This is a genomic window from Pantoea sp. GbtcB22, from assembly GCF_019091025.1.
Classification (GTDB): Bacteria; Pseudomonadota; Gammaproteobacteria; order Enterobacterales; family Enterobacteriaceae; genus Pantoea; species Pantoea leporis.
This window is the reverse complement of the sequence record NZ_JAGXKB010000003.1, coordinates 208,115-229,549: the sequence shown is the minus strand read 5'-3', so window position 1 is coordinate 229,549 and position 21,435 is coordinate 208,115. Positions and strand designations below refer to the sequence as shown.

16 protein-coding genes are annotated in these 21,435 nt (G+C 55.3%); 9 read left to right on the top strand and 7 right to left on the bottom strand.

Annotation, left to right across the window (positions count from 1 at the left end):
- Positions 1-131 precede the first annotated feature (131 nt).
- Complete coding sequence (rcsC, locus tag KVT28_RS12435) at positions 132-2,987, top strand: two-component system sensor histidine kinase RcsC (RefSeq protein WP_101763669.1); 2,856 nt, start codon at positions 132-134, stop codon at positions 2,985-2,987.
- Between the two features lie 48 nt (positions 2,988-3,035).
- On the opposite strand, the gene rcsB is transcribed toward rcsC, so the two are convergent.
- From rcsB to KVT28_RS12420, 3 genes are read right to left on the bottom strand one after another with little or no spacing between them, the layout of a single operon-like run.
- Positions 3,036-3,686 (bottom strand): response regulator transcription factor RcsB, encoded by a 651-nt coding sequence (rcsB, locus tag KVT28_RS12430; RefSeq protein ID WP_007889370.1) that lies wholly within the window; start codon positions 3,684-3,686, stop codon positions 3,036-3,038.
- A gap of 1 nt (position 3,687) precedes the next feature.
- A complete protein-coding gene (rcsD, locus tag KVT28_RS12425) occupies positions 3,688-6,351 on the bottom strand; it encodes a phosphotransferase RcsD (RefSeq protein WP_101763721.1) in 2,664 nt (887 codons plus the stop codon).
- A gap of 23 nt (positions 6,352-6,374) precedes the next feature.
- Positions 6,375-7,529 carry an MFS transporter gene (locus tag KVT28_RS12420; protein WP_110866581.1) on the bottom strand — a complete coding sequence of 385 codons (1,155 nt, stop codon included), beginning with the start codon at positions 7,527-7,529 and terminating at the stop codon, positions 6,375-6,377.
- A gap of 562 nt (positions 7,530-8,091) precedes the next feature.
- Between KVT28_RS12420 and KVT28_RS12415 the strand changes: the two genes are divergently transcribed.
- From KVT28_RS12415 to ompC, 4 genes are all read left to right on the top strand, one after another.
- Positions 8,092-9,876: an Ig-like domain-containing protein gene (locus tag KVT28_RS12415; RefSeq protein ID WP_217548725.1), complete on the top strand. Its 1,785-nt coding sequence runs from the start codon at positions 8,092-8,094 to the stop codon at positions 9,874-9,876.
- A 72-nt stretch (positions 9,877-9,948) separates the two neighbouring features.
- Positions 9,949-12,081: a type I secretion system permease/ATPase gene (locus KVT28_RS12410; protein ID WP_217548723.1), complete on the top strand. Its 2,133-nt coding sequence runs from the start codon at positions 9,949-9,951 to the stop codon at positions 12,079-12,081.
- Entirely contained in the window at positions 12,078-13,247 is a 1,170-nt protein-coding gene (locus tag KVT28_RS12405; RefSeq protein ID WP_217548721.1) for an HlyD family efflux transporter periplasmic adaptor subunit, read from the top strand. Before KVT28_RS12410 ends, KVT28_RS12405 begins: the two co-directional genes overlap by 4 nt.
- A 598-nt stretch (positions 13,248-13,845) precedes the next feature.
- Entirely contained in the window at positions 13,846-14,970 is a 1,125-nt protein-coding gene (ompC, locus tag KVT28_RS12400; RefSeq protein WP_101763675.1) for a porin OmpC, read from the top strand.
- Between the two features lie 24 nt (positions 14,971-14,994).
- Here ompC and KVT28_RS12395 read toward each other — a convergent pair whose 3' ends face one another.
- Positions 14,995-15,558 (bottom strand): TetR/AcrR family transcriptional regulator, encoded by a 564-nt coding sequence (locus tag KVT28_RS12395; protein WP_192233291.1) that lies wholly within the window; start codon positions 15,556-15,558, stop codon positions 14,995-14,997.
- 93 nt (positions 15,559-15,651) lie between these two features.
- Here KVT28_RS12395 and KVT28_RS12390 point away from each other — a divergent pair, with 93 nt between their 5' ends.
- A complete protein-coding gene (locus tag KVT28_RS12390) occupies positions 15,652-16,107 on the top strand; it encodes a nuclear transport factor 2 family protein (protein ID WP_217548719.1) in 456 nt (151 codons plus the stop codon).
- 3 nt (positions 16,108-16,110) lie between these two features.
- Here KVT28_RS12390 and KVT28_RS12385 read toward each other — a convergent pair whose 3' ends face one another.
- Entirely contained in the window at positions 16,111-16,269 is a 159-nt protein-coding gene (locus KVT28_RS12385; RefSeq protein WP_168197464.1) for a hypothetical protein, read from the bottom strand.
- Between the two features lie 147 nt (positions 16,270-16,416).
- On the bottom strand, positions 16,417-16,530 hold the full coding sequence (locus tag KVT28_RS12380; RefSeq protein WP_192233297.1) for a response regulator: 114 nt from the start codon (positions 16,528-16,530) through the stop codon (positions 16,417-16,419).
- Between the two features lie 141 nt (positions 16,531-16,671).
- Here KVT28_RS12380 and apbE point away from each other — a divergent pair, with 141 nt between their 5' ends.
- The 3 genes from apbE to KVT28_RS12365 all read left to right on the top strand — a co-directional run bounded on the left by apbE (position 16,672) and on the right by KVT28_RS12365 (position 20,528).
- Positions 16,672-17,709: an FAD:protein FMN transferase ApbE gene (gene apbE / locus KVT28_RS12375; RefSeq protein WP_217548717.1), complete on the top strand. Its 1,038-nt coding sequence runs from the start codon at positions 16,672-16,674 to the stop codon at positions 17,707-17,709.
- 10 nt (positions 17,710-17,719) lie between these two features.
- Positions 17,720-18,361, top strand: coding sequence for a DNA oxidative demethylase AlkB (alkB, locus tag KVT28_RS12370; RefSeq protein ID WP_217548715.1), 642 nt, complete (start codon positions 17,720-17,722; stop codon positions 18,359-18,361).
- A gap of 514 nt (positions 18,362-18,875) precedes the next feature.
- Complete coding sequence (locus KVT28_RS12365; RefSeq protein ID WP_110866591.1) at positions 18,876-20,528, top strand: multidrug ABC transporter permease/ATP-binding protein; 1,653 nt, start codon at positions 18,876-18,878, stop codon at positions 20,526-20,528.
- A 156-nt stretch (positions 20,529-20,684) separates the two neighbouring features.
- Here KVT28_RS12365 and KVT28_RS12360 read toward each other — a convergent pair whose 3' ends face one another.
- Entirely contained in the window at positions 20,685-21,410 is a 726-nt protein-coding gene (locus KVT28_RS12360) for a 4'-phosphopantetheinyl transferase (protein WP_217548713.1), read from the bottom strand.
- Between the last annotated feature and the right edge of the window lie 25 nt (positions 21,411-21,435).

The window sequence follows — 21,435 nt, the reverse complement described above, 5'->3', positions numbered from 1 at the left end:
AACTGGCCTGCCGTTTTTTTATCTGAGTTTTCCCCTAAAGGCGCGGGCTAGCTGGCTTTTTAGGGCCGATAAAGCTAGTGTATGGAAGCTTTTCAACATCCTGATAACCTCTTACCGCCAGTGAGCCTCATTTGAAATATCTCGTCTCCTTTCGCACTACGCTTCGAATTTCGCGCTATCTGTTTCGTGCGCTGGCGTTGCTGCTCTGGGCGCTGGGTGCGCTGCTGACCACTTTCTACATCATCAACGTGCTGCACGAGAAAGAGAACGCGGTGCGTCAGGAGTTTGCCGCCAATTATGGTCAGGCTGAGTGGTACGTGCGCCATTCGGCGGATGTGATGCGCGAGCTGAAATACATCACCGAAAATCGCCTGAGCAGCAGCGCTAATGGTCTGGATGTGCTCAACGGTTTGCCGCCGGGCAAAGGTGCGTTGCCGCAGTTCACGCCGCTGTTTTCCGATGGCGACTGCACGTCAATGAGCAATACCTGGCGTAACTCGCTGGACTCGCTCAGCTACTACATCAATTACTGGAAAAGCAATTTTGCCTCGGCGTATGAATTGAACCGCGTGTTCTTCATCGGCGGAGAGAATCAGTGTCTGGCTGATTTCACTATCGGCAGCAACAATTCGGTCGATCGTGAACGTAGCCTAAAAGCGCTGCGCGAACGCGTGCTGCATTATCGCAACGGCAATGAAGAAGAGCGCCGTCAGCCGATGTATTGGATCACTAGCAGCGCGCAGCCGGGCGTCGGCAACTTCTATATGGTGATGCCGGTATATGTGGCGAACAAGCTGCAGGCGTTGCTGGGCGTGGAGCAGAATATTCGCCTTGATGAGTTTATTCAGCCGGGCGGTTTGCCGCTGGTGGCCACCATCACCGATGAAAACTACCGTCCGCTGATCAGTTCGCGTCGCGGCGGGCCGGGCTACTCGCTCGACGATCTGCCGGATAACAGCACCTGGTTCGGCTATCTCGACAGCTATCGCCAGCTGGTGCTGAAAAAGCCGCTGCCGCCGTCGAATCTCAATGTGGTGTGGTCGCTTTCCACCGACGTGTTAACCGATCAGCTCAAGCTGATGCTGATCAACGCGCTGCTACTCAATATCTTAACCGCGGTGATTTTGTTCACGCTGGCGTGGATTTTTGAGCGCCGCATGTTCCTGCCGGCCGAGGAGAATGCGCATCGGCTGGAGGAGCACGAGCAGTTCAACCGCAAGATTGTCGCCTCGGCGCCGGTCGGCATCTGTATCCTGCGCACCAGCGACGGCACCAACATTCTGAGTAACGAACTGGCGCATAACTATCTGACGCTGCTGACGCAGGAAGATCGCCAGCGTCTGAATGAAATCATTGGCGGTCAGCAGGTCAACTTTGTCGATGTGCTGACCGGCAGCAACACCAACCTGCAAATCAGCTTTGTACATTCGCGTTATCGTAATGAAAACGTGGCGATTTGCGTGCTGGTGGATGTTTCGGCGCGCGTGCGTATGGAGCAGTCGCTGCAGGAGATGGCGCACTCGGCCGAGCAAGCCAGCCAGTCGAAATCAATGTTCCTCGCCACCGTCAGCCATGAACTGCGCACGCCGCTGTACGGCATTATCGGTAACCTCGATCTGCTGCAAACCAAAGTGCTGCCGAAAGGCGTCGATTCACTGGTGACGGCGATGAACAACTCGTCGAGCCTGCTGCTGAAGATCATCAGCGACATCCTCGACTTCTCGAAGATTGAATCCGAACAGCTGAAAATTGAACCGCATCCGTTCTCGCCGCGTGAAGTGGTCAATCACATTGCCAGCAACTATCTCTCGCTGGTGGTGCGTAAGCGCCTGGCGCTGTATGTGTTTATCGAAAACGATGTGCCGCTGATTATGGATGGCGACGCCATGCGTCTGCAGCAGGTGATATCCAACCTGCTTAACAACGCCATTAAATTCACGCATACCGGCTGCATCATTCTGCATGCTTACGTCAAAGAGGGTTATCTGGCATTCCGCGTACGCGATACCGGCGTCGGTATTCCGGCCAAAGAGGTAACGCGCCTGTTCGATCCGTTCTTCCAGGTGGGTTCTGGCGTGCAGCGTAACTTCCAGGGCACCGGCTTAGGGCTGGCGATTTGTGAAAAGCTGATCAACATGATGGACGGCGACATCGAAGTCGATTCCGAACCGGGTATGGGCAGCCAGTTTATCGTGCGTATTCCGATCTATTCCGGTCAGCTGGCGGCGCCACCGCTGCTCGACGGCTTGCAGGAAAAAGCCATCTGGCTGGATATGCGTAATGAGTATCTCGCCAGCTTCCTGCTGCGTCTGCTGCAACAGCAGGGTATTCAGGCAGCGTATTACCACGGCCAGGCGGCGGCTGATGATGTGATCATCAGCGATCACGATGAGCCTGCCGCGCAAACTGGACGCGCACATATTCGTATCTGTGGTGAGCACATCGATATGCCGCACGAAACCGCGCCGGGGCAATGGATTCAGAGCAGCGCGATGCTCCACGATCTGCCGCAGCTGCTGGGCCGCATCTACCGCATCAACATTAATAGCCAAACCGCCACGCCGCTGCCGTTAACCGCGCCAAAAGCCGCCGCGACCTTCGAGGATATTATCGTGCTGATTGTTGATGACCATCCGATCAACCGCATGCTGCTATCAGAACAGCTCGGCACCGTCGGCTATCAAACCAAAACCGCGCAGGATGGCGTTGATGCGCTGAACGTGCTGAGTCGCAACCATATCGATATCGTGCTGAGCGACGTGAACATGCCGAACATGGATGGTTATCGCCTGACGCAACGTCTGCGTCAGCTGGGACATACTTTCCCGGTGATTGGCGTCACGGCAAATGCGTTAGCGGAAGAGAAGCAGCGGTGTATGGATGCGGGTATGGATAACTGTTTGTCGAAGCCGGTCACGCTGGATGTGTTGAAAAGCACGCTGGCGGTGTATGCGGAACGCGTCAGAAAGGGCAGGGTAGAGGCGTAAAGCGGATACTAAAAAATGGGCGGTGTCAGAAGACGCCGCCCATTCGTATTACTCTTTGTCGACCTGAGTGGCGCTGACAGAAGAGAGATAGTTCAGCAGCGCGATATCGTTTTCCACGCCCAGTTTCATCATGGCTGATTTCTTCTGGCTACTGATGGTTTTGATACTGCGGTTAAGTTTCTTAGCGATCTCAGTCACCAGGAAACCTTCTGCGAACAGACGCAGTACTTCACTCTCTTTCGGCGACAGACGTTTGTCACCGTAACCACCGGCGCTGATGCGCTCCAGCAGTTTTGCCACGCTTTCCGGCGTATATTTTTTGCCTTTCTGCAGAGCCGCGAGTGCTTTTGGCAGATCGGTTGGTGCGCCTTGCTTCAGTACGATCCCTTCGATATCCAGATCCAACACCGCGCTCAGGATCGCTGGGTTATTGTTCATGGTCAGAACGATAATCGAGAGGTCCGGATAGTGACGTTTGATGTATTTAATCAGGGTGATACCGTCACCGTACTTCTCGCCTGGCATGGAGAGGTCGGTAATCAGGACATTAGCGTCCAGTTTGGGCAAGCTGTTTACCAGTGCTGTTGAGTCTTCAAACTCACCTACAACGTTAACCCATTCAATCTGTTCCAGTGACTTACGGATACCGAACAGAACGATCGGATGGTCATCGGCAATAATTACGTTCAAGTTATTCATCTTATTGGTTACCTTGCTGCAGCAGTTGGCTGACGTAAGCGTCAATTTCACTGGTGGTATTTTTAATGGTTAAATCGTCACATACTTTAATGTGTTGTTCTAACGCTTCACAAAGCTGTTTACCTGAACCCAGATTGAGCATGGCAAACACGCCTTTCAGGCGATGTGCTGTCTGAGCAAGCGAGGGATAATCCTTTTCCGCCGCTTCAGTATACAGTCTCTTCACATCTGGCGGTACTGTCTCGGTAAACAGCTGGAAATAGCCTCCGCTCATTAGCGGCGTGGCTTCTTCATCTTCGCGACTCTCCTCTAACAAATCATGAGAAAGTTGCTTTTCAATCAGGGCCAGCAGCGCATCAAGCAGTGCATTACTGAGATTGAAGTTGACCCGGAATTGCTGATCGTTCAACGCGTGATGACCCATTTCGTCACCGGCCAGCAGCAGCGCCCAGCCGGTCAGGCGCGCCGGATCGTCGGTCACCAGCACATCATGATCCTGACCAGTTAAACGCTCATCCGAGGTCAGGCATTTCGCTCCCCAGTTTTCGAGGTGGCGACAAACGATCTTGTGTACGTCTTCTACGGCGATATCCACCAACGCGGTCACGCCTTCCAGCAGTTTCTCTTCCTGCTCGCCTTGCTGCTCTAACGCCAGCGGCAGCTGAATATTGTAGCGTGTGCCGATATCGGGTTTAGCGATGATCTCCAGCTGGCCGCCCATCTGTTTGCACAGCTGCTTACAGAGGAAAAATGCCATGCCGGACGCCTGGCCAAAACGATCTTGCGTGGTGTCGCCGAGATAGGGGAAATCGACATTCGCCAGTTCATCGACGCTCAAGCCGGAGCCGGTATCCACCAGCTGCAGTAAGACCTGATTGGGCTTGTCTTCACTGGTTTTGATCTCCAGCGAAATCTTGCCCCAGCGCGTGGTGGTCAGCGAATAGTGCATCAGCGTGGTCAGCACTTTACGCAGCGCACGACGATCGCCAAAACGCATCTCGTCATTGGCTAAATGGTTATTCACCACCAGCGCTAAACCTTTACGACGCAGCAGCGGCAGGCTTTCCAGCGCGATTTCGTCCAGCATATCCTGCAGGTTGAACACGCTGGCATCAGGCGACCAGTCATGCGCTTCCAGGCGATTAAGCAGCACAATGTCATCCACCAGGCGCGCCAAACCCTGGCTCTCGTCGAGCAGATCGAGCACGCTTTCGTCATCGTCACGCTGGCTAAGTTGTACTAGTTGCTTAACCATGCTTTGCAGTGGACCATTGAGGGCGTGACCGAGGTTATGCATTAACTGCTGACGCATCTGGTGATTACGATCCAGCACCTGTTGTGCCTTCTGCAACTTCTTATTTACCAGTAATTCGCGGTCCTGATCGCGCATCATAAATAGCTGAGTATGCGGCGACAGCACGCTGCGCGCGTGGCGAATTTCATACACTTCATTATTGATGGTCGCCTGCAATACGCCCTGATGTTGATCGGACATATTGATGATTTTCTGCAGATTCAGGTGCGGCAATAGATGTTCAGCGATTTTATTGCTGAGCAGCGTGCGGTTAGTGGCGAAGTCGTACACCAGCAAGCCGACCGGCAAACTGGCGACGATCTCTTCGTTAAGCATGCGCAGCGAATCCAGCTCGGCGCTCTGATTCTCGTTCGGGCGCAGCGATTGCTGACGCAGCAGCGTAATGCCCGCAATCGACAATAAAAACAGCACAAGGTTGATCAGCAGCGGCCACATCAGATTATGCAGCGTATCCAGCGCCAGGCTGGTGAGCGGCACGCGATACACCAGCTGCAGCGAAGTGCTAGGCAGCGAGGCGGCGATCTCCAGATTCGGGTTTACCAGCGCCACGTGCGTGCTTTCGCTGCTGGTATCGTCGCTGGTGGTGGTGGTGGTCGACGTTTGCGTCGCGTCCTGACGCAGTTGGAAGTTCTCCAGCGGCATATTACGCGGAATCAGATCGTTAACCGGCAAATCAAATGCCACCACGGTGGCTAAATGGCCCGGCTGATTGAAAGTGGTGCGCAGGGTAAAGTAGTGATCGTTCTGCCAGGCGAAGTGACGCAGCGGCGAGAAGCTTTCGCGCTCATCCAGCGCATTGGCCTGCTGCAGCATCTCGGCGCGGCGGCTATCAACCAGCGAATTGATCGCACTCTCTTTATAACGTGTCGCCATGTCTTTCAGCGGCAGCGTGGAGATCATAATCAGGCTGTTATCCTGACCATTGAGGAAGTACATCGACCAGGTCGGATTTTCCGCGCCCCACAGCGTATCGAGATAGTTGGACATGCGCATGGTCATATCCAGCGTGCTGCTATCGTGCGAACCGAAAATCAGTGCTTCGGTTTTGCGGCGGGTTTTTTCCAGATAATAGACATCCGGGCGCAGGCGGGTTTCCTGAAGATTACTGTTCGGCGACGAACCGGCGGCGCTGGTGGCCAGGTTCTCATAGATCTGCCACGTAGCGAAGCGCGACGCATCGATGCGTTTCTGCATCGCACGCGCCAAATCGGTCATCGCATAGCGCTTCTCTGTCATCCAGGCATTCACGCTGTTGTGCACCATCGCGCCGAGCGCCAGAAAAAGCACCAGGTTAAACACCACGAAAAAGCGCGTTACATTGCCGGATGTCAGAGGAAATTTATAAGGCAGCATAGTGTCTCAGGATCATGGAATTAGCGCGCAACCCGTCGGGCACTGGCAGCGACGGCCAGCAGCAGCAGAGCGATAAGCAAAAATGCACCACTCAGGCTGATCCACTGGGAAATTAATCCGATTAAAGCCGGACCTGAAAGAATACCTGCATAGCCTAACGTTGTCATGGCCGAAATCGCCAGATTCGACGGCATATCGTGTTGATTCCCGGCAGCATTGAACAACATCGGCACCGTATTGGCGAGGCCAAAACCCACCAGCAGGAAAGCCAGCAGCGCAATTTGCGGCCACGGCAGCAACACCGCCAGCGTCATGCCTGCGGCAGCGGCTAACGCACCGGTCAACATCACCGGATAACGGCCGAAGCGCTGAATCACTTTATCGCCGGTCAGACGACCAATGGTCATTGCCACCGAGAACACCGCATAACCTAAACCAGCGTGCGCCGGACTCATCTCCGGGCTTTGCAGCAGCAACAGCGCGCCCCAATCCAGCACCGCACCTTCGGCAAGAAACAGAATAAAGCAGAGTAAACCGAGGAATGCCACCCAACCGCGCGGAATAACCAGCCACGGCTGATCGGGCTGATGCAGGCGTTCGGTCATCAGCGTTGGCAGGCTCCACACCAGCAGCAGCACAATCAGCACCATCACCGCGCCAACCGCTTGCAACGGCGTCAGGCCGCTGCCGAGTAACAGGCTGACGGAGCCGGCGCCGATAATCCCGCCGAGGCTAAAGAAACCGTGGAAACCGGACATCATCGGCTTGCGTGCGGCTTTTTCCACTTCGACAGCCTGCACGTTCATCGCGACATCCAGCATGCCGAGTCCGGCACCAAACACCATTAAAGTGGCGGCCATCAGCCACATCACATCAAGCGTCGCCAGCAGCGGTAACATCGCCAGCACCACCAGCGTGGAGCACAACATCACCCGACGACCACCGAAGCGCGCAATCAAACCGCCGGTAATCGGCATCGCCGCCAGCGAGCCAATTCCCAAACACAGAAGCAAACCACCCAATGATGCGCCGCTCAATGCCAGACGCTGGCTGGCGAACGGCACCAGCGGTGCCCATGCGGACATGCCCAATCCAGCGATGAGGAAAACGATACGTGTCCCGAGGTTGACACGGTGATGCAATTTATTTTGCGGCGCGGCGTCCAGTGCTGTCATATAGAGTAGTTTTCATTAGCGGGTGAAGCGACGAAGTTTAGCATCAAAGCGCATGTCACACCGCGCATCAGACCCTATCAGATGGCAGCGATTAAACGCCAGAAACAGGCATATTACCGATTTTTTACGCATCGCTGCGCTTTTCCAGAACTTTCCTGGCATGTGCCAATCATTACTGGAGTGACTTAAGTAAAATTTTTTCTGCCGAATGATGCAGTATACTGATGAAAGATTCCGCGCCACATGCGGCCTGGACGTCAATTTTTTGGCGCTGTCGCAAAGCATGCATTTCCGGATTTTCGCCAATAGGCAGCGACCACGTAAAACCGATATGTTAGTCATCCCATCAGCTCCCGATGCGGAATATAGCGAGATCGAGATTATTTCTCCTCCTTTGGGAGAATTTTGCTGTGCCTTGTTTTACTCCTTGTTACCTGCGGGTAACCCGTTTTCATCAGGCGAAGCGGGCCATTGATTAATGGCCTGTATGGCGCACCGGTACGCTTAAAACATTAATAAGCTTAATGACCGTTGCAATACCTTCCCTGTAACGAGGTTACCTATGTCTTCACGTCAATCCGAACAACAATTAGCGGCGATTCTGCACTCTGCGGCCACTCTTTATCCGCTGGCAGACGACACATCATCTTTGCAAACGCGCAGCGTGGATACTACGCCGCCCGCGCCGTTACGTCCTTATGAACCTATTGCACAAGATGGCGTGATTGCCGCATGGGAATCCGGCAGGAATATTCACCTGCGCGGTCGCGCCGAATCTGAGCCAGGCGCCACCGTAACGCTGACCTTTAACGGCGAAGTCTGGCACAGCACGGTAAATAAATGGGGTTACTGGAATGCTTCGATGCCGCCGTCGGTGCTCAACGGATTGTCCGACGGTGCTTATTCGCTGACGCTAACCCTCACCGACAAAGCCGGTAATAGCACCGATACGCAGGTGGGCTTTGGGGTTTACGTGGATAAAACCATCAAGCCTACGCTGACGGTGGATCCGATCAGCGGTGATAACGCGGTCAGCGTGGCAGAAGGCATTTACGGCGTGGAGGTGCACGGCAGTGTTACGCACATGCCGGCGAACAGCCATATCACGGTGATTTTAGCCGGGAAAAAATACTCTGGCGGCGTTAACGATAAAGGCGAATGGACCGCCGCTATTCCTTCACAGGATCTTCAGGCGTTACAGGATGGCGTCTACAGCCTGAAAGTCAGCGCTACCGATCCCAACGGCAAAACCACCGCTTATCTGCAGGATGTCACCTTAATTACCCACGTTAGCAGCCTGCCGCACATCAGTTTCGATAAGGTCACGGCAGACAACGTGATCAATAAAGAAGAGAGCCAAAACGATCTCACCTTTAGCGGCGATCTTTCGGTGGTGGTGCCGGGCCAGCAGCTGTTGTTGTGCAGCGGTGATGCGGTTTATCACGCGCAGATTGGCAGCGACGGTCACTGGCAGGTAACGATTCCGGCCAGTGAAGTGGCGAGCTTTATTGCACTGGGCGAAATCCGCGTTTATGCGCAGGATGGCGCTGGCAACAGCACCGACGCAATGCTGGAACTGAACGTGGTCACCCAACTGCCAGACATCTATTACGAAATGAATATTGGCGGCGATACCACGCTGAATCAGCAGGAAGCGCAGCACGATCTCAGTTTCTATCTCGAAGGCGTGAAGGAGCTGACGCTCAACGGCAAAAACTACACGCCGGTCAACGGCATGGTCACCATCAGCGCCGAAGATCTGCAGGCGCTGCCGGATGGCGAAGTGTCGGCGCTGGCCACGCGCTGGGATGAGTACGGCAACCACGACACGCAGATTATTGAGAACCTGTTCAACGTTGCCACGCATCAGGTGCCGACCATTACGCTGAATCAACCGTTTGGCGACGGGGTGCTGGATGCGGCGGAGCTGAATAGCTGGCATCTGATTCAGGGCAGCAGTAGCCATCTCGATCAGGGCAGCCTTGTGACGTTGACGCTGGGCGATCAGAGTTACACCGCCACGGTTAAAGCCGACGGCAACTGGGCGCTGACCATTTTGGCGGGTCAGCTGGCACCGCTGGATGATGGCAGCTACCAAATGAAGGTCAGCGCGCAGGACAAAGCAGGCAATGTGGCGACGGCGACGCAGCCGGTGACCATCGATAGCCATGAGGCGGCCGCCAGCGTCAGCAGCGAGCCACTGAATACGCAGCTGGTCGACGCAGGCGACAGCGCCGCCGCTCAACCCAGCGATGCGCGCGCCACGGAGAGTCACTACAACGCCAGCGATAGCAGTTACACCCTCGGCGACCATCTGCAGCAACATCAGGTTCAGAGCCTGGCGTAATCCGCCCATCAACCGCTAGCAACATCGGCTAGCGGTTGCCAGCCCACTCTCATTGCTCACGGGACAACAGGGATGACAGCACAACCCTTCAACAGCGACAACGGCATCGCGGCAATGCTGCGCGTGGCGGCACGCTTCGGTAAACCGGCGGACGGCAGCACGCTGCGCCAGCAGATGCGCTGGTTTCAACATCTGGCCCCGACGCAACAGTTAGAACGTTTAGCCCGGCTGTTAGGCCTGCATTTGATGTTGCTGCCGCACAGCAAACTGCGCTGGCGGCAGGAAATTGTGCCGGTATTGCTGCTGCTGGAAAATGGCAGCGTGGCGTTGATAGAAGAGGTGGATAGTAACGGTGGCGTACGTTACTGGCTGAGTGAAAGTGGCGATGTGGTGCGCGCAGGTCAGCTGCAGGATTTGCTCATGCAGGCCGACATGCAGGTCGGCGTCGTTGGTGTGGCGGCGCGGGCGCGTGATGCGCGCATCGATGAGTTTGTGCAGCCGTATCAGCCGCACTGGTTCTGGCATCACTTTCGTGGCATGAAGCGGCGCATTGCGGAAATCAGCCTGGCCTCGCTGGTCGGCAACGTGCTGGCGCTGGCGGGCATTCTGTTTTCTATGCAGGTGTACGATCGGGTGATTCCGGCGCAGTCGCTGCCAACGTTGTGGGTGTTGTTCGCCGGCGTGGTGCTGGCGGCCGCCATTGAGTATCTGATTCGCCTCATGCGCACCCAGGTTTCTGATCTGATGGGCAAACGCATCGACCTGAAAATATCCGCCATGCTGTTTGCGCGGGCGATGAACATCCGCAACGAAGCGCGTCCGCGTTCCACCGGCTCCTTTATTGCCCAATTGCGTGAAATTGACCAGGTACGCGAACTGCTGACGTCCACCACGGTGAATGCCGCCGCCGACTTGCCGTTTGTGCTGCTGTTTCTGCTGATTATGGCGTCGATTGGCGGCTGGCTGGTGCTGATTCCGTTACTGGCAATCCCGCTGATCGTCACTCCTGGTTTACTGGTGCAGATCCCGATGGCGCGTCTGGCGCAGGAAGGGTTGCGGGAAAGCGCGCTGCGCCAGGCGGTGTTGGTGGAAACCTTAGAAGGTGTAGAGGATATCAAAGCGCTGCAAGCGGAACCCTATTTTCAACGCCAGTGGGAGCAAACGCACGAAGTTAGCGCGGCCATCAGCAATCAGCAACGTTTGTGGGGCGCGCGCCTCACCGGTTGGTCGGCCAGCGTGCAGCAGCTCACCTATGCCGGCATGTTGGTGCTCGGCGTCTATCTGGTGCTCGACAATCAGATCACCACCGGCACGCTGGTGGCGTGCAGCTTGCTCTCATCACGCACCATCGCGCCGCTGATGCAGCTCACCATGGTGTTTTCGCGCTGGCAGCATGCGAAATCGGCGATGAAAGGGCTGGATGAACTGTTAAAGAAGCCGCTCGACCAACCCGATCACGCCACGCTGGCGCACTGTCCGGTGCTCAGCGGCCACTATCTGCTGCAAAATGTGCATTACCGCTACGAAGAGGAGAGCGGTAATAGCGTGCTCAACATTCCGCAATTGCAGATCACGCCCGGCGAACGCGTGGCGATTCTCGGTAAAGTCGGCGCGGGCAAATCGACGCTGCTGAAGATGCTGGCCGGTCAGGCGCGCGCCAGCCAGGGCAAAGTGCTGGTGGACGGCGTCGATCTCACCTGCATCGATCCGGTCGATCTGCGGCGTCAGCTTGGCTGGCTGTCGCAGGATGCGCGGCTGTTTTTCGGCACGCTGCGCCAGAACCTGCTGCTCGGTAATCCGCACGCCAGCGAGCAGGAGATGCTGCAGGCGCTGCGCATTAGCGGCGCGTTAGCTTTGGTGCAGCAGGACGCCGCCAGCCTTGATCGCATTATTCATGAAGGCGGACGCGGCTTGTCCGGCGGCCAGCGGCAAATGGTGCTGCTCAGCCGGTTAATTCTGCGCCAGCCGCAGGTGGTTTTGCTGGATGAACCGACCGCGGCGATGGATGAGCAACTGGAGGCGCAGGTGATTCGTCAGCTGGCGCAATGGGTCACCGGGCGCACGCTGGTACTGGTCACGCATCGTCCCACGCTGCTGCGCATGGTTGATCGCATCATTGTGATGGATAACGGCCGCATCGTGGCCGATGGCGCGCGCGACGAGATTCTGCGCCACGCCGCCAGTAAAAAAGGAGATGCGGCATGAGCGTGGTGCTGTTGGATAAAGATCTGACGCGGCGTGAGCGTCGCACCTCGGCGATCATCTGGCTGTGCATGGTGGCGCTGCTGCTGTTTCTGCTGTGGGCGTACTTTGCGGTGCTGGACGAAGTCACGGTTGGCATCGGCAAAGTCACGCCTTCCAGCCGCGCGCAGATCATTGATAGCCTTGATGGCGGCATCGTCAAACAGCTCAATGTGCACGAGGGCAATATCGTGCAGCGCGGCGAGGTGCTGGCAACACTCGATCCCACGCGTTTTCAAACCAACTTTGGTGAGGCGATTGCGCGGGTGCGCACGCTGCGTGCCTCCTCTGAACGTTTACAGGCCGAGCTCAGCGACACGCCGCTGAGGTTCAGCGCCGATATCCTGCAACATCCCGAACTGGTGGCGCGCGAAACGCAGCTCTATCAGGCGCGGCGGCAGAATTTTGTCGAGACCATCGGCAATTTGCAGCAATCCCTTGCGCTGGTGCAGGCAGAACTCAACGTGACGGAGCCGCTGATGCTGCGCGGCGCGGCGGGTAAGGTGGATGTGATTCGCCTGCGTCGCCAGGTTAGCGATCTGCGCGGCAAAATCGACGAAGCGCGCAACGATTATTACGTGCGAGCCCATGAAGAGCAGGTGAAGAACAACGGTGAGCTGGATGCGCAGTTGCAGGTGGCGGCAGGGAAACAGGATCTGCTGACGCGCACTACGCTGATTTCGCCGGTGCGCGGCATTGTGAAGGATGTGCGCGTCACCACCGTGGGCGGCGTGCTGGAGCCGGGTGGCAAGCTGATGGAGATTGTGCCGCTGGAGGATCAATTGCTGATTGAGACGCGCATCAATCCACGCGATATCGGCTATATCCGGCCGGGTTTACCCGCGGTGGTGAAGATCACCGCCTACGACGCGTCGATTTATGGCGATCTGCACGGGGAAGTCGAAACCGTCTCGCCTGATACGCTGCAGGACGAAGTGCGGCACGACGAGTTTTACTATCGCGTCTATGTGCGCACGCAAAAAGCCGAACTGACCAATAAAAGCGGCCGCAGGTTCGCCATCATGCCCGGCATGGTAGCGAATGTTGAGATTAAAACCGGTCATAAAACCGTGATGGATTATTTGCTTAAGCCACTGAATAAAGCCAGGGAATCACTGCGTGAGCGTTAACAATATGCGCCGGCAAATATTGCAGCGATCTTTGTTACGCCCCGAAATTAACATTGCCGATTTAAGGCTATGAATTGAACGAAATGTGCGAAAAGAGACAAATAATGCGCGGCAATTATTGTGGTTAATTTAACCCGCGTAATTAACTTTACGCAATATAAGGCGATGTCTGAATTGCGGGCAAAAAAATGCCGGACCATCTGGTCCGGCGGGAAATTAGGGTAAATCAAAACATTCGGGGTGAATGAAGGTAATAATGAAATAAATGATGATAGCGGAGATAATTGTATGCTCTGGATGGGTTTGAGTTTTGTCATTCAGTGCGGAAATGTAACTCATGTAATTTGATGTTTTTGAACAATTAAAATATGTGTTGTCAAAAAGTGCTATATTTTTTACCTATCTGTGCTGGTTATTAGTTCCCCTGAATTTACATCCTGAAATAACTATTTAATACACTGAAACAGTTTTGGAAATTTAGTAGCATTTTCGTGATAGATTATTGCCCAACATAAAATAACAATGGCGTGCCGGCTGAATTTTTAATCATTCAGTTCGCAGTGGCAAAAATAAAGGCACATTAAAGAGGGTAATAAAAATGAAACGTCGCGTTCTCTCCCTGATGATTCCTGCATTGCTGGTGGCAGGATCAGCAAGCGCAGCTGAAATTTACAATAAAGATGGCAACAAATTAGACCTCTACGGCAAAGTGGACGGTCTGCATTATTTTTCTGACAACTCTGGCTCAGACGGTGACCAGTCTTACCTGCGTTTTGGCTTCAAAGGTGAAACTCAGGTGACCGATCAGCTGACCGGTTACGGCCAGTGGGAATACCAGGCTGCACTGAACACCGCAGAAAGCGAAGGCACCGCGAACAGCTATACGCGTGTTGGTTTTGCCGGTCTGAAATTTGGTGATGCAGGTTCATTCGATTACGGCCGTAACTACGGCGTGATGTACGATCTCGGCGCATGGACTGACGTTCTGCCAGAGTTCGGTGGCGATACCTACGGCGCGGACAACTTCCTGTTCCAGCGCAGCAACGGCCTCGCAACCTATCGTAATACCAACTTCTTCGGTTTAGTGGATGGCTGGAACTTCGCGGTTCAGTATCAAGGCAAAAACGATAACCCAACCGAATCTACTGGCTCTGGTCGTGATGTGTTGGGCGAGAACGGTGACGGCTACGGTCTGAGCACCACTTACGATCTGGGTTCAGGTTTCGGTATTGGTGCAGCGATGTTCCAGTCTGACCGTACCAATAACCAGAACGGTAACAATCCACGTACCGCCAACATCCTGGGTCGCGGTGATAAAGCCGAAGCTTACAGCGGCGCGCTGAAGTATGACGCTAACAACGTTTACCTGGCCGCAATGTACAGCCGTTCATACAACGCAACGCGTTTCGGCGCCAGCGATAGCGGCACCGTTTACGGTTACGCCAACAAAGCGGATAACTGGGAATTGGTGGCACAGTACCAGTTCGACTTCGGCCTGCGTCCATCTCTGGCGTTTGTCTCTTCTCGCGGCTCTGACATCGAAGGTTACGGCAGCCAGAACCTGAAGAAATACATTGATGTAGGCGCAACTTACTACTTCAACAAAAACATGTCGACCTACGTTGATTACCAGATCAACCTGCTGGACGACAACAACTTCACCGACGCAGCCGGTATCAATACCGATGACGTCGTAGCACTGGGCTTGGTTTACCAGTTCTAAGGGTGATGGAGCGTGACTTGCCGGTCACGCTCCCGTTTTCAGCAGCGCATCCAGCGCGGCACGCAGCACGTCGACCACCCGTTCCGCCTCCTCGCCAATCTGTACCTGCACAATCGCGCCCTCAACCAGCAACACAATCTGCGCCGTTTTGACCTGCTGATCGGGCATCAACTTGTCGCTGATCGCCTGCGCCATCTCACGCTTATGTTGACGAATCAGTTCGCTGGCTTCCGCTAACGTGTCGCCCAGCTCCGCGGCGGTATTGATAAACGCACAGCCGCGATAATCGTCATCCCTGAACCAGCTCAGTAACGCCGCGGGCAGCGCATCGATCAATGCCGCATGCTGATTCAGCGCATGGCGAAACGCCAGCATCCAGCGCTGATGGCGCTGCTGTAAAAACGCCAGCACCAGCGCATTCTTCGCCGGAAAGTGACGATAGAAAGTCACTTTGGTCACGCCCGCTTGCGCAATCACCTTATCCACGCCGGTGGCGCGAATGCCTTGTTGGTAAAACAGCTGCTGCGCGCACAGCAAGATACGATCGCGCGCGGAGGCGGTGGCATCAAAGATCAGAGGCTCAAGCATAAAAATTCCTGTGTTTGCATGTAGACAGAATTGTCTACATACGGCAGGATGAATCAAGTAGACAGACCTGTCTACATAATAGGGAGAAATAACATGCTGGTGCCACCGTTCAATCAACAAACCGCATTACAGAAAGTCCGCATGGCGGAAGATGCCTGGAACAGCTGCGATGCGCAGCGTGTTTCGCGGGTGTACAGCGAAGATACGCGCTGGCGCAATCGCAGTGAATTCGTCAATGGACGCGCAGAAGTCGTGACCTTCCTGCAGCGTAAGTGGATCAAAGAGTTGGATTATCGACTGATCAAGGAGTTATGGGCGTGGCATGAAGATAAGCTGGCGGTGCGCTTTGCCTATGAATGGCATGATGACAGCGGTAACTGGTTTCGCAGCTATGGCAATGAGAACTGGCACTTTGGTGCCGATGGTTTGATGATTCAGCGATTCGCCTGCATCAACGATCTGCCGATCAGCGCAGATCAGCGTCTTTTCCACTGGCCAGCCGGCACGCGCCCGGACGATCATCCGGGCCTGAGTGAGTTGGGACTGTAGCGGTTACTGCATACCACGCCATTTTTTGGCTTTGGGTGCCGGTTGCGGCGGCGGGTTGGTGATGGCGCTCAGGCTGCCTTCCATCGCGACACCCGCCAGCGTAAAGGCCGAGAAGCTCAGCCAGTGCTGCCATTTACTGTTTTGTGTTTTGCTATTTTCCATTCTGCACCTCGCTGAAGTTCAACTCATCTTCAACAATGCAGCATTCATGCCAGCGCACCGCTCTCAGCGCCACGCGGCTTGTAGCGACTTTGCTACACTGCGCCAGCGCTGAAGCGGTGCAGAAGGGTGATTTTCTGGTGCAATAATTTAACGTCGGCGTGCAGGATAGTGCTGAATCAGGCGATGGCGGTAAGTCTGCCAACATTTGAAACTGCCATAAATGAACAGCCCGGCGGTTACGGCAATAATCATATAAATCATCTGATGCTCCTGTAGGCATAACGTTGCAGGAACCGGTTATCCTGTGTCAGCGTTTATCGAACATCAAGCAGCTTTAGACTGCTTTACAAGCGAGTTATGCTTTGTAATTGGCTGTAGTAATGGGTTACAGATGAGGAATTGATGCGTTTTCAGAACATTCTGCTAATTAGCCTGCTGGCATTAGGTTTCAGCGGTTGCGAAAAAAACAGCAGCCAACCTGCGATGGTACTGGAAGGCAAAACCATGGGCACCGTGTGGCGCGTCAGCGTCGCCGACGTTGATCCGCAGCGTAAAGCGGCGTTGCAACAGCTGATCCAGCAACAGCTGGATCGCGATGACGGCGAACTCTCGACGTGGAAAAGCGATTCGGTGCTGTCGCACTTTAATCAGTATCAAGGCAACGCACCGCAGCCGGTAAGCGCTGACATGGCGGACATCGTCACTGAAGCGCTGCGAATCGGGCATAAAACGTCGGGTGCGATGGATATCACCGTGGGCCCGCTGGTCAATCTGTGGGGTTTTGGCCCGACGAAGCAACCGGCGCATACCCCCAGCGAGGCTGAAATCGCCGCTGCTAAAGCGCGGACCGGTTTGCAGCATCTGCGCGTGATTCAGGGCGTTAACGGTCAATGGCTGCAGAAAGATCTGCCCGGCCTGTATGTCGATCTCTCCACCATGGGCGAAGGCTATGCCACCGATCATCTGGCGCGTCTGATGGAGCAGCAAGGCATCACTGATTATCTGGTTTCAGTGGGCGGCGCAGTATTGAGCCGTGGCGTCAATGCTAATCAGCAGCCGTGGCGCGTGGCGATCCAGAAACCCACCGATCGCGAAAACGCGGTGGAAGCGCGCGTCGATCTGCAAGGGCATGGCATCAGCACCTCCGGCAGCTATCGCAACTATTATGAACTGGATGGCAAACGCATTTCGCACGTCATCGATCCGACTACCGGAAGACCGATTGAGCACAAGCTGGTGTCGGCAACGGTGATAGCCACCACCGCGCTGGAAGCGGATGGCTGGGATACCGGTTTGATGGTGCTCGGCAGCGAACGCGCTAAAGCGTTGGCGTTGAAAGAGCATCTGGCGGTCTATTTGATCAGCAAGCAGGGCGACGGTTTTACTCACTGGATGTCGCCGCAGTTTAAAACCTTCCTCATCGATCAGGCATCTCAATAAGGAGGCGCACATGCTGGATTTATTTAGTGACGAAGCGCCGTGGCAGGAACCGCTGGCGGATGGCGCGGTGATTCTGCGACGTCGTGCCCGCGAACAGGCCGACGCGCTGCTGGCGGCGATTCACGATATCGCCGCGAAAAATCCCTTTGCCCATCGCATCACGCCCGGTGGCCATCGCATGTCGGTGGCGATGACCAACTGTGGTGATTTTGGCTGGTCCACCGATTCGCGCGGCTATCAATATACCGAGCAAGACAGCAACAGCGGACACCATTGGCCGCCGATGCCCGCGCTGTTCCGCGAGCTGGCGCAGCAAACCGCGCACGAAGCGGGCTTTGCTGGTTTCAATCCGGATGCCTGCCTGATTAACCGCTATGAACCCGGCGCAAAACTGACGCTGCATCAGGATAAAGATGAGAAGGATCTGCGCCAGCCGATTGTGTCGGTTTCACTGGGATTGCCTGCGGTATTCCAGTTCGGCGGTTTCGAACGCGGCGACGCCACCCAGCGCGTGCTGCTGGAACATGGCGATATCGTGGTGTGGGGCGGGCCATCGCGCCTGCGTTATCACGGCATTCTGCCGCTCAAACCTGGTATTCATCCGCAGGCAGGCGCGTTCCGCTACAACCTGACCTTCCGCCGTGCTTTTTAGCGCATTTTCGTCTCGGCGCAATTAATTTGGAATGCATGTTGTTAAGCCATTGATGAAGGCGCTGGCCGGTGCCACTTTTGGTCCGGCGGTCCTCGCGCCGCTTACGCGGTACCTTCACTTCGCTCGTCTGCCTGACGGACCGGCGGAGACGGGACTTCCATGTCCCGGCTCCGCCTTTCGCCCGCGTCCTGCGGGCTCTCCTGGCTTCCTCGCTTCGTTCAGCGCTGCGGATTGCCGGCCCAAAAGCGGCCCCGGCCTGCTCATCAACTTCAGTGCTTATTACTGAAAAGGGCTCATTTGCCAGAGGCGCAGATGTGTCAGAGCCCGCACAGATAATGCATTTTCAAAACAAAATACCTTCTTATCTGACAAGCATTTCGCAATAAATCGCGCCGCTACCAAACGAGCGGCGAGAAACATTTTACTCAGGCAAATTTGAGATGAGAATTATTCTTGCTATCAGCCAAGGCGACATTAAACTGCAGGCTGCTTTATTGACCGCTGGAACCCTTTGATGGCATTGCTGCAAGTCGTTTTTCGCCAGTACCGCTGGCCTTTTATTGGCGTCATTCTTCTTACATTGTTAAGCGCCGTGCTTGGTATTGGTTTGATTGCCTATATCAATAATGAGCTGATCGTCGCGGTGAATACTTCGATTTCGGTGCTGCCGAGTTTCCTTGGCCAGCTGTTCCTGCTAATGGCGGTGACGCTCGGCTCCCAGCTGGCGCTGACTATGCTCGGCCATCACTTTGTCTGGCGGCTGCGCGGCGAATTCATCAAACGGATTCTTGATACGCGCGTGGAGCGCATCGAACAGATTGGCAATGCCCAACTGCTGGCCGGTCTCACCAGCGATGTGCGCGCCATCACCATCGCCTTCGTGCGTTTACCCGAGCTGATTCAGGGCATCATTATTACGCTCGGTTCGGCGCTTTATCTCGCCTGGCTCTCGCCAAAAATGCTGTTGATCACCTGTCTGTGGCTGGTGGTGACGCTGGTTGGCGGCTGGTTGCTGGTATCACGCGTTTATCAGCACATGGCTAAGCTGCGTGAAATCGAAGATGACCTGTATCGCGATTTCCAGACCATTATCGAAGGGCGTAAAGAGCTGCAGCTTAACCGCGAACGTGCGCAGCTTATTTACGACAGCGTTTATCAGGAGAATGCCAAAAGCTATCGCCACCACATCGTGCGCGCCGATACCTTCCACCTCAGCGCGGTGAACTGGTCGAATATCATGATGCTCGGCGCGATTGGCATCGTGTTCTTTATGGCGAACGGGCTGGGCTGGGCAAATACGGCGGTGGCGGCAACTTATTCGCTGACGCTGCTGTTCCTGCGCACACCGCTGCTGGCGGCGGTCGGCGCCTTGCCAACGCTGCTCAGCGCGCAGGTGGCGTTTCGCAAGCTCAACAGGTTTGAACTGGCGCCCTATGAAGAAACGTTCAAGGCGCTGCCAAAAGTCAGCGACTGGCAAACGCTGGAGCTGCGCGACGTCTGCTTCCACTACGGCGAGCACGGATTCCAGGTTGGGCCGATCAATTTGACGCTGCGCCGCGGCGAGCTGGTGTTCCTGATTGGTGGCAACGGCAGCGGAAAATCGACGCTGGCGATGCTGCTCACCGGCCTCTATCAGCCGCAATCGGGCAGTTTGCTGCTGGATGGCAAGGTGGTGGATTGGCAAAACCTCGATGCGTATCGCAAACATTTCTCGGCGGTGTTTACCGACGTGCATCTGTTTGATCGCCTCATCGGCGATCAAGGGCAGCCAGCCAATCCTGCGCTGGTGCAGCAGTGGCTGGAGCGTCTGAAGATGCAGGACAAGCTCAAGCTGGAAGGCAACAGAGTGCTTAATCTGCAACTGTCGAAAGGGCAGAGCAAACGTCTGGCGCTGCTGCTGGCAGCCGCCGAAGAGCGCGATATTCTGTTACTCGACGAATGGGCGGCGGATCAGGATCCGCATTTCCGTCGCATCTTCTATCGTGAGCTGCTGCCGTGGTTACAGGAATCGGGTAAAACGGTGTTCGCTATTAGTCATGACGATCACTACTTTATTCACGCCGATCGCTTGCTGGAGATGCGCGAAGGTCAACTAAGTGAGTTAACCGGTAACGAACGCGAGATGGCAACGCTGGATGCGGTGCAACGTACCGATACCGGCCATTAACGCCAGCCGGGAAAGCTTAGCAAAAACCCTTATTGGGCAAGAAGTTGCGGAGTGAGTATAGTCACTCCCAGCAGAAATCCTCGTTTCTGCGTCCCTGGAACACTTTTCTGTCGTCTTGTGTTGTCACCGGCTCAGGTTTATTTCTGAGCCGGTTTTTTATTTTGTCGGGAGCGGATGCGTCAGCAGCGTAATCACGCGATCTCCAGCCAGCCAAAAACGCGCCTGCAGCAGCGCTTTGGTGGTGAAATACTCATCAAAATCCTGACACAACCGCAGCGTTGCGCGGCCTTGCTGCACGTCCAGTTCCAGCACTTCCGCCTGAAGAAAATCCATTGGCTGATGCAATTGCGGCCACAGCGCTTTGTACACACTCTCTTTCAATGAAAACAGCAGTGTAGCGGCCTGGGCAAAGGGCATAGGCCGCGCCAGCAGGCGCTGTTTTTCCGCCGGGCTCATCAACATCCCAGCGGTTTCATCGGCGGTTTCCTCCGCCATAATCTGCTCAACATCCACACCCACGCACAGTGGCTCGCGCGTCGCAGCCATCACCGCAACGCTGTGCGTATGCGACAGCGACGCCTGAATGCCGGCGGGCCACAACGGTGAGCGATCGGGCGCATTACACAACACAAAGTGCGGTAAACCGAAGTGCGCAAAGTTTTGCTGCACCAGCCAGCGACTCGCCAGATGCTCGGCTTTGCGTTTCGTTACCGCGCTCTGTAGCGACGCGGGCAGCGGCAGTTGCCACGCCTGGTGCAATCCAGCATGCCAGTGATGTTGATCGAATTCGCACCAGGCGATCGGCAATGTATCCAGCGACATGCCAGCAGCGCGGATAAACGGTGAAGAGGGCAGGGCAAGCGGCGTTTCAGAGGCGAACATAAAAAATCACGGCTGACGGAAAACG

Bases quoted from the DNA above. Each gene is read 5' to 3' on its own strand.
- rcsB (WP_007889370.1), bottom strand. From the start codon at position 3,686: ATGAATAACTTGAACGTAATTATTGCCGATGACCATCCGATCGTTCTG.
- KVT28_RS12420 (WP_110866581.1), bottom strand. From the start codon at position 7,529: ATGACAGCACTGGACGCCGCGCCGCAAAATAAATTGCATCACCGTGTC.
- KVT28_RS12415 (WP_217548725.1), top strand. From the start codon at position 8,092: ATGTCTTCACGTCAATCCGAACAACAATTAGCGGCGATTCTGCACTCT.
- KVT28_RS12410 (WP_217548723.1), top strand. From the start codon at position 9,949: ATGACAGCACAACCCTTCAACAGCGACAACGGCATCGCGGCAATGCTG.
- KVT28_RS12405 (WP_217548721.1), top strand. From the start codon at position 12,078: ATGAGCGTGGTGCTGTTGGATAAAGATCTGACGCGGCGTGAGCGTCGC.
- ompC (WP_101763675.1), top strand. From the start codon at position 13,846: ATGAAACGTCGCGTTCTCTCCCTGATGATTCCTGCATTGCTGGTGGCA.
- KVT28_RS12395 (WP_192233291.1), bottom strand. From the start codon at position 15,558: ATGCTTGAGCCTCTGATCTTTGATGCCACCGCCTCCGCGCGCGATCGT.
- KVT28_RS12390 (WP_217548719.1), top strand. From the start codon at position 15,652: ATGCTGGTGCCACCGTTCAATCAACAAACCGCATTACAGAAAGTCCGC.
- KVT28_RS12385 (WP_168197464.1), bottom strand. From the start codon at position 16,269: ATGGAAAATAGCAAAACACAAAACAGTAAATGGCAGCACTGGCTGAGC.
- KVT28_RS12380 (WP_192233297.1), bottom strand. From the start codon at position 16,530: ATGATTTATATGATTATTGCCGTAACCGCCGGGCTGTTCATTTATGGC.
- apbE (WP_217548717.1), top strand. From the start codon at position 16,672: ATGCGTTTTCAGAACATTCTGCTAATTAGCCTGCTGGCATTAGGTTTC.
- alkB (WP_217548715.1), top strand. From the start codon at position 17,720: ATGCTGGATTTATTTAGTGACGAAGCGCCGTGGCAGGAACCGCTGGCG.
- KVT28_RS12365 (WP_110866591.1), top strand. From the start codon at position 18,876: ATGGCATTGCTGCAAGTCGTTTTTCGCCAGTACCGCTGGCCTTTTATT.
- KVT28_RS12360 (WP_217548713.1), bottom strand. From the start codon at position 21,410: ATGTTCGCCTCTGAAACGCCGCTTGCCCTGCCCTCTTCACCGTTTATC.